The sequence below is a fragment of the Colwellia sp. BRX9-1 genome, from assembly GCF_014077195.1.
In the GTDB taxonomy this organism is placed as follows: domain Bacteria; phylum Pseudomonadota; class Gammaproteobacteria; order Enterobacterales; family Alteromonadaceae; genus Colwellia_A.
Genome location: NZ_JACGVM010000018.1, coordinates 1 through 12,620, shown reverse-complemented (window position 1 = coordinate 12,620; position 12,620 = coordinate 1). Strand labels below are relative to the sequence as shown.

Below are 12,620 nucleotides of genomic sequence, written 5' to 3'. Positions count from 1 at the left end.
ATTTTTTGATAAAAATTTACGTCTCTGCCTGTAATGTGTAGAATGCGGTAACGCTTGTTGCTTTAGTAGTAAAATAAATTTATGTGGACCATTCCAAATCAAATCACCATGTTTCGGATAGTATTAATACCTGTTTTTTTAGTGGTATTTTATTTACCAGTCTCATGGAATCATTTCGGCGCATTTGCCGTATTCTGGCTTGCTGCTATTAGTGATGCCCTTGATGGCTATCTAGCACGTAAATTAAACCAATCTTCAGCATTTGGCGCCTTTATCGACCCAGTAGCTGATAAATTAATGGTTGTTGCTGCTTTAGTGCTACTTATTCAAGATTATCAACTGTGGTGGATTTCAATTTCAGCAATATTAATGATTGCTCGTGAAATTTTTATTAGTGCCTTGCGTGAATTTATGTCTTCACGCGGTAAACGCGATGAAATTGCTGTTTCTCAAATGGGAAAATATAAAACAGCTGCGCAAATGCTAGGTATTATGGGATTAATTTGGCAACCTGATTATGATATTCCGCTAATTCTGTTTAATTTTCCACATGAAATATTAATGTTTATCGCTTACAGCTTTTATGCAATAGCCACAGTGCTTACTTTTTGGTCAATGCTGGCCTATTTCAAAGTAGCTTGGCCAGAGTTAGCGAAACAAAATAGCTAGAAAATGATATATTTAGTTAAAAAAACGTCAAATTAGCCGCTTTTTGAGCAGTCAAAACAAAATTGAAATTAAACTGTTGACTCCAAATAATTTCAATGTAGAATGCGTCCCAAGTTGACAGGGAGTCAGCAGATGAAGCGGCTGTAGCTCAGCTGGTAGAGCATCACGTTGCCAACGTGAATGTCACGAGTTCGAGTCTCGTTAGCCGCTCCAAGTTTGATTTATAATGATTTTTTTAAATCGTTATCTTTTCAAAGGATTCGGCGGGTTGGCAGAATGGCTATGCAGCGGATTGCAAATCCGTGGACCTCGGTTCGACTCCGGGACCCGCCTCCATTACTTATTTATAAGTGTTGGATGTATGAAGGACTTAGTTTAAATACTAAGAAGTAGGGAACCAATCACTACTATAAAAAATAATTATCCGATGCCCGGGTGGTGGAATTGGTAGACACAAGGGATTTAAAATCCCTCGCTCATAGAGTGTGACGGTTCAAGTCCGTCTCCGGGTACCACTTTGTTTTTAACAGAGTAAAGTGGGTAGTTAAGATGGTGTATGTTGGCGCATGCAGATAAAATTTAAACCTTGTTTGTAATAGCAAGTTATGAAGCGGCTGTAGCTCAGCTGGTAGAGCATCACGTTGCCAACGTGAATGTCACGAGTTCGAGTCTCGTTAGCCGCTCCAAATTTTATTAAAGAAAAGAAAACCTTAAGTAATGATATATTACTTAATCTACGAAGCGGCTGTAGCTCAGCTGGTAGAGCATCACGTTGCCAACGTGAATGTCACGAGTTCGAGTCTCGTTAGCCGCTCCAATATTTAGCGTTTAGTTAGATAAGCTAGATAGTAAAAATCTCTTAGTAATTAAGAGTTAGTAGGGAGCCAATCTCTACTTTAAAAAGAATTATCCGATGCCCGGGTGGTGGAATTGGTAGACACAAGGGATTTAAAATCCCTCGCTCATAGAGTGTGACGGTTCAAGTCCGTCTCCGGGTACCACCTTTTTTTATTCTGTATATCCCCTGTTAATCAATAAGTTACACCATAAATCACTCGGTTTTATCTTCATTGAAAATAATCAATTATTCGTCCTTATTTTAGCTTTTTATCAACTTTATACGCGTCGAAACACTACTACATTTAATATATAAAACTTAATTTTTCGCACATAACCCTAGCAATCTCCTGTCGCGATACTGTCCATCTAATCTTACAATTCAGTTTCCTGTCTATACGCAGACACTTTTTATTAAAAAACTGCTATTCATTTCATTATTAAAACAATCTACTCGTAGCGTTAAGTACCATTCTCTATGGTCTATATCCGGTTTAAATACACTGAACTATGTCCGAAAGTAAATAAACTCTGAGCATATATTAAATTATTGGATCCATTAAATAATCGCGGAGATTTTAATAATGCCAGTACTTAACGAAACTCGATTCAAGTTTACAAATTCAAAACTAAAAGCTTTACCTGCTAATGACATTGATTCTAGATCAACTGATCAAGAATATACTGATACTGAAGTATCAAACCTTAAGCTATTAGTCGGTAAGACAGGAAGCAAAAGGTATTTAGTTCGCTATCAGATAAAATCTAAAAAACGCTCATTAACAATCGGTAAATTTCCAGATATCAATGTTAACGATGCCCGTAGCATAGCTAGAAAACACTTAACGCAAGTTGCATCAGGTGTTGACCCTAAGCAAGAGCGTGAAAATCAAAAGTTAATGCCAACGTTAAATGATTACTTCAATGACAGTTACTTACCCTACATCAAGCAAAATAAACGGTCATGGAAGCATGATCTCCAAAGATACACAGATTACGTCAGTAAAAGATTCGGTAATAAGTATTACGATGAAGTATCAGCTTTAGATATACAGAGGCTACAAATGGATATGTTATCAGGGGAAGGCTTTACCAAAATATTTGCTAAGGCTACGTGTAACAGAACATTGGCCTTGCTTAAAACAATGGGACAGCAAGCGATTTCTTGGGGAATTATTGAGGTTAATCAAGCTAATAAAATTAAACTACTAAAAGAAGATAACACCAGAACACGTTATTTCACTATTGGTGAAATGCAGAAAATAATTAAGCAAGCGCTTAAGTATCCTAATATATTTTCAGGTCGGTTTATAGCTTTACTGCTTTACACAGGCGTTCGTAAAATGGAGTTACTGACAGCTCAGTGGAAGCATTTAGATAAAGTTAAACGAAAACTCTATGTTCCTATGACAAAATCAGGAAAAAGCCGTGAAATCTATCTTAGCGATGAAATGATGAAGCTAATCTGTGAATTACCTAAACGTGAAAGTAACCCGTATATATTTTCGAGTTTGATCACGGGTAAACACATATCTGAACCTCGATGGGCTTACGACGTAATTCTTAAGAAAGCGGGGATAAATCGTAAAGAAGTTTGTTTTCATACTTGTCGCCACAGTGTAGCGACGGCTTTAATTTCGAGTGGGCGTGATTTGTATGATGTGATGATCCAATTGGGTCACGCTAATATAGCTAGTTCGCAAAGGTATTCTAAGGTAACTGAGCAACGTCAAAGATCGGTAGGGCAAACGGTTAGCGATTTAATTTCAATTTAATTTAGCTAAAAGTTCAAAGTAGACGTTAAAATCACGTATATGGACAGGAAATACTTGATTAGTTAAGCCATTAAAATTACTACTTTCATTACACCAGTGTTTTAACGGTGTAATGAAAGTAGTAATTTTTTTATTAAAGTAAATAGCGAGGGATAAAGCATCCCACGAAGAAGGTTCGTCCACTAATCTTAAGTATTTTTTAATAAAATTTTAGGTCGATGCTAAATAGATCACTTTATGGCATAAGGGAATGTTTGGTAGATAAATTTCATCCTAAAATCAATAATATTATACATTATGTGTACTCGAAAACATTACTATAAAAATATAGTTTTATTTTCTTTGTTTGTCGCATAACCTATTATTTTTAAAGACTAATTAACTTGATTTACCTTTAGGGGTACAGTAATATTTGCGTAAGTGAGATCACTGTGTTTTTTAATTCAGGGCTGTAAAGTTGATTGATTTTTCTTTTTTGATAGTTGAATAAAAACATGATGGTTACAATCATATATAAAAATATGGACTAGGTTAATAGCCAACTTGTTCATTAAAATAGGGAAATGTTAATGATTAATAGTAAATACCCCAATGGATCCGAATGGCGGAAATGGGATCTCCATATACATACTCCAGCTTCATTCCATTGGAATGGTCAAAGGTTCAACAGCGACCCTCGCGCTCCTGAAAATGCCTCCTTGGTTGATGAAATGATCAATGCACTTAACTCGGCTGAGCCAGCAGTATTTGCAATTATGGATTATTGGACTTTTGACGGTTGGTTCGCTTTAAAGCATCGCTTATCTCAAGCAGATGCTCCAAAATTGGAAAAAACCGTTTTTCCTGGGATAGAACTACGTCTGATGTCCCCTTTGAAAGGTAGATTAAACGCACATGTTCTCTTCTCCGATCAAATTGATGACCAAGAACTTATAGATTTTAAATCTAATTTGAAGTTGGAGTTTGCCGGAGAGGATGTTAGAAACTTATCTGATCAAGCTCTTATTGAGTATGCTCGTTTTGTCCCTAGCGAAAAATTAAAACACCATTCCTTTGATCGTGGTCGAGTGATGGAGGACCGCGAGTTTGCTCTACAAGCTGGTTCTAAAATGGCTGAATTGAACTGCGAGAGTTATAAGCAAGCTATAACTAAAGTAAAAAATGAACAAGCCATAGGGTTTATGCCTTTTGATACTAGTGATGGATTAGCTGGGATAGAACGTAATGAGCATTATGCATATGTTTTAGGGTTATTCAAAACCTCGCCTATATTTGAGACTAGAAACCTTAGCCTTTGGGAAGCTTTTTCTGGTATTAAAACTACACAGAATGAAGCTTGGATCGGTGATTTTCAACTTGCTTTAAATAACATACCAAGACTTGCCGTTTCAGGAAGTGACGCCCACAGGTTTATTGGTGAACAAGGAAATAATGATCGCCGTGGTTATGGTGATTATCCATCAGGTAAAGCTACATGGATAAAAGCTAACCCAACGTTTCAAGGGTTACAACAGGCGATAAAAGAACCTGCAAAGCGCTCTTTTATCGGAATAATACCCCCTAAAATACAATTAGTTAAAGAAAATAGAAGCATATTTATAGATAAACTTGAAGTAATAAAAGAGCCGGAATCGACATTCAGTGAACATTGGCTAGACAATACAAAGTTAACTTTAAATCATGATTTAGTTGCTATTATTGGTAATAAAGGAAGCGGTAAAAGTGCTTTAGCAGATATTACTGCATTGTTAGGAAACTCAAAGCAAAGTCATCACTTTTCATTTTTAAAGGAAAACCGTTTTAGAGGTAAAACGGGAGCGCCAGCTAAACACTTTATCGCAAAAGCAATATGGGTAGATGGACAAGTTTTAGAAAAAAACCTGAATGAAAATCCAGCAACTGAAAATGTTGAGTATGTGAAGTATATACCACAAGGGCATTTCGAAGAGTTATGTAATGCTCATGTCTCTGGTAAGTCAGATTCTTTTGAGCAAGAGTTAAGATCTGTTATTTTCTCTCATGCAGATGATGCCACTAGGTTAGGTGCACATAATTTTGACCAACTTATTGAACAGCAAGAAAGCTCATTGAGAAGTTACTTTGACAGCTTAAGAAGCGCATTACATAAGCTTAACCGTCAGATATCATCTATTGAAGGTCAAATGTCGGATGAAACTCGCAAATCAATCGAAGAGAAATTAAATCAAAAAAATAGGCTGATTCAAGAGCATACAAGAATTAAGCCCGAAGAAATTCCTGAGCCTACTAGCGAATTATCTACCGAACAACAGGTAGCATCTGCTGAACTAACCCAGATTGCTTTGGAAATTGAGTCCATTGTGAGTCAACAGGAAGCTAATAAAGCTGAAATGACTCAACTTGCTTTAAAGAAAAAGGCTTGTTTGAATATTCAAGAAGGAATCGATGTTGTCAAAAGGGCTATTACTCAGTTTAGAACAGAGTATTCACCCGATGCTATTATTCTGGGAATGGGAGTTGATACTTTAATTTCGCTAGAAACAAAAGATGAACAGTTAATAGTAAACCTTCAATTTATTCAAACTCGAAACAGTGAGATTACAGCTAATAATCAACAGCTTGATGTAGATATAGCTTCTCGGTTGGATAAAAGAGGGCCATTGAATGCAAAATTAAATGGACCACAACAGGATTATCAACAATATTTAGAGCTATTAAAAGTTTGGGTAGAAAAAGAAAGTGAAATACTAGGTTCAAAAGATTTACCGGATACATTCGAGGGGTTAAAGCACCGATTAGAGCAGTTAGATGAATTGCCAGTAAAAAGAATAACATTACAAGCTCAGCGTATGAGCATCACCGAACAAATTTTTGATAGATTAGACGAACAACGTATTAGTAGAGAATCTTTATTTAACCCAGTTCAACAATTGATTCAAAATAACGCACTGATACGTGATGAGTACAAGCTTCAATTTAAGGCTGAAATAAAAAGTACCCCCGAGCTTGTCTACAGTAAGTTGTTCGCGCTGGTAAAACAAACAACCGGTGAATTTAGAGGAGATAGTGAAAGTTTAGCAGTGCTAAAAGATATGATGGATAGACACGATATAAGTAATAAGTTGTCTCTTAGGGAATTTGTTCAAGAATTGCATGACAAGCTTGAAACAGTTTCAAAATTACCAGGTGTAGAGTCATTATTGAAGAAAGACCGAACTACTAACGAAGTTTATGATTTCATATTTGGATTAGAGTACCTAGATCCTAGATACACTTTGATGTTCCAAGATGCACAAATAGGGCAGCTTTCACCAGGGCAGAGAGGGGCTTTACTTCTTATTTTCTATCTACTAGTTGATAAAGGCAATAAGCCAATTATTCTAGATCAACCAGAAGAGAATTTGGATAATGAAACGATTGTTAGTCTATTAGTTCCTGTCTTGACAGAAGCAAAAAAGAAGAGACAAATAATTATGGTTACCCATAACCCAAATTTGGCAGTAGTTTGTGATGCCGAACAAATAATTCACTGTGAATTTATTCGGTCTGACAGTCATAATATTAATTATATTTCAGGAGCAATTGAATGCAGCGTTATAAATAACAAAGTAGTCGACGTTTTAGAAGGAACTATGCCTGCTTTTGATAATCGTAAAATAAAATATATGTAATTAATAAAATAAAGATGAAGTAGCAAAAGCTACTTCATCTAGTTAATTTATTTATTGATCACCTTTTTTAATAATCGTCTTACAACCTCGCTGATAGATTGGTCATTATTACTGGCATAATCTTTAAGAAACCTAGCTTCGCTAGGGTTCAAGTAGAACGTTAATCTTACCTTCCTATTATCAGATTTAGTTCTACCACCTATCGAATGTTCAATTTCTTTTAATGTCTGTATTTTCATAAAAAACCACCATAAGCAATAATCGCGTCATAAACTTGTTCATGAATTCGGCGCGATTTGTTTAGTTGATATTCACCCAAGTCATTGGGGATAAGTCTAAGCCATTGTTCTCCGTCTTTTGCTACTCGTTCAAATAAAGTTGTTTTACGAATTGAATAAATAGGTGGATGATTCAATACTTCAATTAAATAATCATGCACTTTGTCATGCTTCTTTTTATCAGTAAAATTATTAATAATAATGACAATTGGTAAGCCACTTGGCTCAAGCAACTTATAAGTTTCAATTGTTGCTTGTACACTACGCTCATCCATTAAAGTAGGGATCACACAAACATCACAAAATCTAACCGCATGAGATACTTTAGGGTCGATATTAGTGCTCATAGCACCGAAATCAAAAACAACATTCTTTAAGTGTTGAAATTCGAAGGGTATACGTTTAGTTGAGTGAGGTATTTGATAAACCTCTGTTTTATTAGGTACTACTATGTCATTGGTTACATAAACAGAATTAATGTAAGTGGCAAGGTTAGCAGCTAATGAGCTTTTACCCACACCGCCTTTAAGTGAACAGAATAATATTTTCATAAATTTTTCCTAAGTAGATTTTTATAATTACTTGTTAAGAAAAAGTGGGGATAAATTAGGGGTTTTCAGGGGGCATAATTTAAGATTAAAGCAAAAAAAATCAGTTATGTTTATTAAGTTAAACTGATTTTAATTAAATGGGCTAGAAAGCATTAATCATTCACTTCATCAACGATAAAGCCAACCACACCACCGATAATTGAACCGACAATTGCACCCTGTGGACCAAAGCGTGCGCCGATCATAACACCAGTCAAAGCTCCATTAAGGGCTGAATTAGAAGGTTTAGGCATAACTTCTACATGTGACTTATTATTTGTGTTTGAACTAGTCTTTTTTGATTTCAACGGTATTAACTCCTGCTATAAATATTAAGTAATACAAGAAGTTACTTCGTCTTTTTATCAGCAGGAGAAATACTTGAAGTTATTGGCGTTAATTGCTCTATAAAAGCAGCGCGTTCATCTAAATCATCACTAACAGTATGTAAGAATAAATTCTTCTCAGAAGGCTTAATAAATCCTATATCATCAGAGCGTAAAATCGCAGCAGTAAAGGAAATATTGTTACTGGAGCCTCCAGAAATAATTTCCTTGAATAATGATGACTTAAAAGGCTTTAAATCTTTATTTTTATTTAAAAGTTCAACAATGTCAGAAACCAATATCCATTTTTTGCTGAAAAGGCCAGCACTCGAATTAGTGGTTAATCTTAAATAGATTTCTTTACTTTCACTATGCTGAGCTATTTCAAAACCTATTTTTCCACTAGATTTTGTTGATAGTTTAGCGGCAGTGCCTGTTTTTAATGTTAAATATTGAACATCAGCTTTATCTTCAATTACTGATAACTCAGGTTTTGAACTAGTGTTTATTTGCTTTATCGCTTTTGCTTTTATTGTACTCATAAGAATTTTCTCTCAAGGTTGGTTATAAATTGTGGGTTAATATAATGAAGTAATGTCTGTGCATCAGCCCGAAGTGCTAACGGTATATCAGCATTACAAATGATTTGTAGTAGTTGCTCACAGTTCATGATTGAGCCGGTGTTTGGTTAATAAACTCAATATCGATATCAAGTGGGCGGATCACATATAAACCATTACCGTCAGCACTATGGATAGTGAGCGATAGGGCATACTCATCAGGTAATGCTTCAACAAACTCAGGGTTATTAATAGCATCATCAACTTGTTGGCATAACGCAGGGCTTAATAACGTAGATAACATATCTACATCATTACTTTTAGTTAGTATTAACAATTGTGTTTGACCACTTTGCCAATAAAACTGTGCCTCTGCTTGAGTATCGAAAGGTTCAATGAATAATTCAATAGCACGTTTAGCTATAGCTTTAGGTAGTTGTAACTGATTAATGTCAGGAAAATAATTGATTAATTGCATGTCTTAATTCCTAAAACCTTAAAGGCTATCCAAATAAATGGATAGCCTTTAAGGTTTTGATATATCGAGGGGTTAAAGTTCGTTCTTCATATTTTTTATATATGGTTGAAAACAACTTTATTTCAGTAGTGATAAGTTATTAAAACAGCCATTTATTCGGTTTTAGCTAAATCTTGAAGTACATTCTTTAATGCCTCAACCGTAAAGAATGGCGCTAGAGGTAACTCAGGGAATTTAGTTTTTACAAGTTTTACCGCTTCCATCACACTATGGGTATAAGGCAAACAATACTCAAAAAACTTACCCTTTTTAGCATTTGAAAAACTACTAATGCCACTGGAATAACCGCTATCTATCAACCATTCGCTGATTGATTTATCTGTTCCTGCCTTAGTTAAGCCAAACTTTCCTTGCTTATAGGCTCTAATAAATAACTTAATGAAAAGGTCACCACAACTTTCAGAAGCTAACCTTCTCAAACCTGTATTTTTCTTAGCAAGCTGTAACTGATAATAATCATCAAATTCATGAAATTTTTCAATGGTAGTTAAACAGTTGCTTTGTCGCCATTGATCGAAGATACCTCTAGCTATAAGACCTTGGTCGACCGTATTCCAAGTCTCAGTATCAAATGTTAAACAGTCACCGTATGGCGTATTTACCATTCTTGGATTAAAAGGTCTACGCTTGAAATCAAACTCCATGTTCAACGTTATTTCGCGTTTATAAGCAATCAAATCACTTTCTGTTAGCCATTGCTGCCTAGTAGAAATTAGATGCGTGTTGGTGATTTTCTGTTGTGCTGTCCGGTTTAGATAAGTCTCTGCCATAAACTTATGTGGCTTTGATAAATGCTCTTTAGGCAAGCTGATACTACCTTTAGCTAATACTTGGCTCTTGGTCTCAGACCACTCAGGATGAGGCTCAGTAGTAAAGTGGAGTCGCGTCTTACCACAGATTAACTGGTTTGATTTACTTTTGACTTCTAACATATGCGCACCAGGATCAACTCTGTGGACCAATGCTTGAAAACGTTGGCATAACTCGCCCGATGTATCAACTTCATGTAGTTGGATATTATTAGGATCTTTTATCTCGATGGTTGATAAAAAACCGTCAGTAATAGCATTTATCAATTTTACGTCATCAGGTAAGCTGTTAAGTAACTCTCCCACTACAGCCCTAATTAGCCCTGTAATATGACTTGCGAAGAAAGGGTTAGTGATATCACTAGGTGGAATTTTCTTACTTTCACCAGAAGAGGTATTAAAGCCTGTAGCACCTGATAATCCTTGCCCTGTTTTGCCGTAGATACTGTTCATGATCAGTTTATACATTTCATTTTCAGTCGACTTTTTAGGGAATTGTTGGCGCTTAGCTCGAAGGTCTTTGATAACAGGTTCAAAAAAGCGTTTGTCATTTTTCCAAGGAAGGACACAACCCGTTAATATTTTAACGCTGGCACCTAAACGTAAAGCTAAATCTATCTCAGCAGCAGTGACATAATCGGTACCTTTTCGCGTAAAATATAAACCGTTAGTGCCAGCTCTAAAAGCAATTGTCGGATACCGAACGCTTTCCGGAAACTCAACCTCAGCATAAGCAAAACCTAAAACATGTCCTTTGAAGTCATCAGTGTTTGTAGTGTGTTTGGCGTTGTCATAATCAGGCTCACATAAGTCTAAAAGCCCCATTGAATAGGCACCAGTTAAATCAAGGTCTGTAGCCACTTCATTTTCAGTAGCTCCTATTGCATAGGCGACATTGTGGGCACCTTTAAAAGAATGAGTTGCTAGCTTATAAAATGTATCAACGACAGGGTCGATAAGCACTTCGTCACGCGTTTGTACTCTTTTATTTTTATGATTGAAATAAGAAGATTTATGATGAGATAAACCAAAAACACTTTGAAAATGTTTTTCATCATCAAAGCTTTGTTTAACCAGTTTTACACCAAGGCTTCCTAGTGTTGAAGGGAGGGTATCTTGATTAAATTCTTGCTTGATGGTTTTCATCATATGCAAGCCAAAGCGAAGCGAAATTTGTGCATCACGTAAAGCGTATGCTTCAAATATCTCAGGCTTATCATCCTTTAGCTTAAGCATATTATCAATGCTATGACCTAGAGGTAACTCAAGCTTGTCGAAACCAATCAGCTTAGCAATATTTTCTAACGAGCCGCTAGCAAGTGGTGATAGCAATAAAGTATCAATAAATTTCACTTGGGCTAGACGAGGCTTTCTGTTTTTATCTTTAAGTATTAAAGCACTACGTTTAACTCGTTGGTTAGATCCAATAAACATAATATCGGTATCTTGACCAATGTTTGCTTCCTTAACGATACTTTTAGGTAAACCTAAGCTTGCTACTGTGTTACGCAAACCTTCAACGCTGTGTTTATTATCTGTATTCCAAAAGTCACTGAAATTAACGATATCAGCACGCATGAAATGGCAAAAAACAACGATTTTTTTAGGCCATACGGTTATCATCTTATCGTCTTTTGCTTGGTGAACAATATGACCTAAGAATTTATCAAGTGATAAGCGCTGCGAACGTCTTGGACCTTCAGTATCGATAATGTATAAACGCTCTCGCGGCTCTCCATCTTTATCCTTGGTATACACTGCGGCTGTGTAGCAAAGAATGTGGTTGGAATCTCTATCTCGGATCCGTTGCCATTCACTATCAATACCGATATATAAGATGCCACCTTCTGCTGATACAACATCATCTAACGAACCGTCAGCGTCGTTAATTTCTTGCGTTGTAAGACGAAGAACATCTAAGTCTGAAATATAAGATTCATCAAAAGCTTCCTGCTGATGAAATTTAGGGCTTACTACTAATTTTGTCATAGTTATTTACTCATTTTATTTTATACGAAAATTTTCAGGGTTAAACGAAAAAAGCCCTAGCGGTGGCGGCTAGGGCATTTCATTATTTAGGGTACTTATTCATCTGTATCTTTAAGCAGTTCATCCCAATTTGGCTGGTAAAATCTACCTGCATCACACGCATCAACAATTTTCTCTATCTCTTCGCGGATGATAAAACGCTTTACTTCATCTGGTTCAATAATGTTACTTAGCATCGATGAATTATTGTCTTTAATCATTACTCCTTTAGAAGTAAGCGTACCAACGCCAATCATAGAATCCCTAGCAAAATCGCCGTTAGGAAAGAATATTTTCTTAGCCATGTTTTCACCTTAATAAAAGTTATGAGCTTTATGCTCGGCTGCAACGTGTAAGCACATTACATTTAAATAAAACCTAATGATTAGGTCAGTTATTAAGAGCTTTGTTGCTCTTATCTCTATAGTGTGAAATTTAGTGAAAATTTATATTTGCTAAGAAATACAAATGATAAATAAGTAGGTGTATTTTTGTTAAGTTACTGATTTTAATTAAAAATAAAAATAAAAATAAAAATAAAAATAAAGATAAAAATAAAA

The 12,620-nt window shown here is 35.6% G+C and carries 10 protein-coding genes and 6 tRNA genes; 9 read left to right on the top strand and 7 right to left on the bottom strand.

The genetic code is table 11. From position 1 onward, the window contains the following. Positions 1 to 81 precede the first annotated feature (81 nt). The 9 genes from pgsA to H4J76_RS15180 all read left to right on the top strand — a co-directional run bounded on the left by pgsA (position 82) and on the right by H4J76_RS15180 (position 6,931). Complete coding sequence (gene pgsA, locus H4J76_RS15220; RefSeq protein WP_070373704.1) at positions 82 to 669, top strand: CDP-diacylglycerol--glycerol-3-phosphate 3-phosphatidyltransferase; 588 nt, start codon at positions 82 to 84, stop codon at positions 667 to 669. 137 nt (positions 670 to 806) lie between these two features. Then, positions 807 to 882 (top strand) — tRNA-Gly (locus H4J76_RS15215). A 49-nt stretch (positions 883 to 931) separates the two neighbouring features. Then, positions 932 to 1,005: transfer RNA gene (locus H4J76_RS15210), tRNA-Cys, on the top strand. Between the two features lie 93 nt (positions 1,006 to 1,098). Then, positions 1,099 to 1,184, top strand: a tRNA-Leu gene (locus tag H4J76_RS15205). 95 nt (positions 1,185 to 1,279) lie between these two features. Further along, positions 1,280 to 1,355: transfer RNA gene (locus H4J76_RS15200), tRNA-Gly, on the top strand. Positions 1,356 to 1,410: 55 nt separating this feature from the next. Continuing rightward, positions 1,411 to 1,486, top strand: a tRNA-Gly gene (locus H4J76_RS15195). A 98-nt stretch (positions 1,487 to 1,584) separates the two neighbouring features. Beyond that, positions 1,585 to 1,670, top strand: a tRNA-Leu gene (locus H4J76_RS15190). A 420-nt stretch (positions 1,671 to 2,090) separates the two neighbouring features. After that, a complete protein-coding gene (locus H4J76_RS15185; protein ID WP_182218297.1) occupies positions 2,091 to 3,281 on the top strand; it encodes a site-specific integrase in 1,191 nt (396 codons plus the stop codon). A 569-nt stretch (positions 3,282 to 3,850) separates the two neighbouring features. Next, on the top strand, positions 3,851 to 6,931 hold the full coding sequence (locus tag H4J76_RS15180) for a TrlF family AAA-like ATPase (protein WP_182230912.1): 3,081 nt from the start codon (positions 3,851 to 3,853) through the stop codon (positions 6,929 to 6,931). Between the two features lie 47 nt (positions 6,932 to 6,978). Here H4J76_RS15180 and H4J76_RS15175 read toward each other — a convergent pair whose 3' ends face one another. The 7 genes from H4J76_RS15175 to H4J76_RS15145 form a co-directional block, all read right to left on the bottom strand. Beyond that, positions 6,979 to 7,170, bottom strand: coding sequence for a hypothetical protein (locus tag H4J76_RS15175; RefSeq protein WP_182230911.1), 192 nt, complete (start codon positions 7,168 to 7,170; stop codon positions 6,979 to 6,981). After that, positions 7,167 to 7,760 carry a hypothetical protein gene (locus H4J76_RS15170; RefSeq protein WP_182218781.1) on the bottom strand — a complete coding sequence of 198 codons (594 nt, stop codon included), beginning with the start codon at positions 7,758 to 7,760 and terminating at the stop codon, positions 7,167 to 7,169. Before H4J76_RS15170 ends, H4J76_RS15175 begins: the two co-directional genes overlap by 4 nt. Positions 7,761 to 7,912: 152 nt before the next feature. Continuing rightward, on the bottom strand, positions 7,913 to 8,053 hold the full coding sequence (locus H4J76_RS15165; protein WP_182230910.1) for a glycine zipper domain-containing protein: 141 nt from the start codon (positions 8,051 to 8,053) through the stop codon (positions 7,913 to 7,915). 95 nt (positions 8,054 to 8,148) lie between these two features. Then, positions 8,149 to 8,667, bottom strand: a complete 519-nt coding sequence (locus H4J76_RS15160) for a hypothetical protein (protein ID WP_182230909.1) — start codon at positions 8,665 to 8,667, stop codon at positions 8,149 to 8,151. 124 nt (positions 8,668 to 8,791) lie between these two features. Then, positions 8,792 to 9,163 carry a hypothetical protein gene (locus tag H4J76_RS15155; protein WP_182218680.1) on the bottom strand — a complete coding sequence of 124 codons (372 nt, stop codon included), beginning with the start codon at positions 9,161 to 9,163 and terminating at the stop codon, positions 8,792 to 8,794. Between the two features lie 152 nt (positions 9,164 to 9,315). Next, entirely contained in the window at positions 9,316 to 12,021 is a 2,706-nt protein-coding gene (locus H4J76_RS15150; RefSeq protein ID WP_182218682.1) for a DNA polymerase, read from the bottom strand. Between the two features lie 95 nt (positions 12,022 to 12,116). Beyond that, a complete protein-coding gene (locus tag H4J76_RS15145) occupies positions 12,117 to 12,365 on the bottom strand; it encodes a hypothetical protein (RefSeq protein ID WP_182218683.1) in 249 nt (82 codons plus the stop codon). Between the last annotated feature and the right edge of the window lie 255 nt (positions 12,366 to 12,620).

Coding starts and splice junctions, on each gene's coding strand:
- H4J76_RS15145 (WP_182218683.1), bottom strand. CDS start 12,365: ATGGCTAAGAAAATATTCTTTCCTAACGGCGATTTTGCTAGGGATTCT.
- H4J76_RS15165 (WP_182230910.1), bottom strand. CDS start 8,053: ATGCCTAAACCTTCTAATTCAGCCCTTAATGGAGCTTTGACTGGTGTT.
- H4J76_RS15150 (WP_182218682.1), bottom strand. CDS start 12,021: ATGACAAAATTAGTAGTAAGCCCTAAATTTCATCAGCAGGAAGCTTTT.
- H4J76_RS15160 (WP_182230909.1), bottom strand. CDS start 8,667: ATGAGTACAATAAAAGCAAAAGCGATAAAGCAAATAAACACTAGTTCA.
- H4J76_RS15175 (WP_182230911.1), bottom strand. CDS start 7,170: ATGAAAATACAGACATTAAAAGAAATTGAACATTCGATAGGTGGTAGA.
- H4J76_RS15185 (WP_182218297.1), top strand. CDS start 2,091: ATGCCAGTACTTAACGAAACTCGATTCAAGTTTACAAATTCAAAACTA.
- pgsA (WP_070373704.1), top strand. CDS start 82: ATGTGGACCATTCCAAATCAAATCACCATGTTTCGGATAGTATTAATA.
- H4J76_RS15170 (WP_182218781.1), bottom strand. CDS start 7,760: ATGAAAATATTATTCTGTTCACTTAAAGGCGGTGTGGGTAAAAGCTCA.
- H4J76_RS15155 (WP_182218680.1), bottom strand. CDS start 9,163: ATGCAATTAATCAATTATTTTCCTGACATTAATCAGTTACAACTACCT.
- H4J76_RS15180 (WP_182230912.1), top strand. CDS start 3,851: ATGATTAATAGTAAATACCCCAATGGATCCGAATGGCGGAAATGGGAT.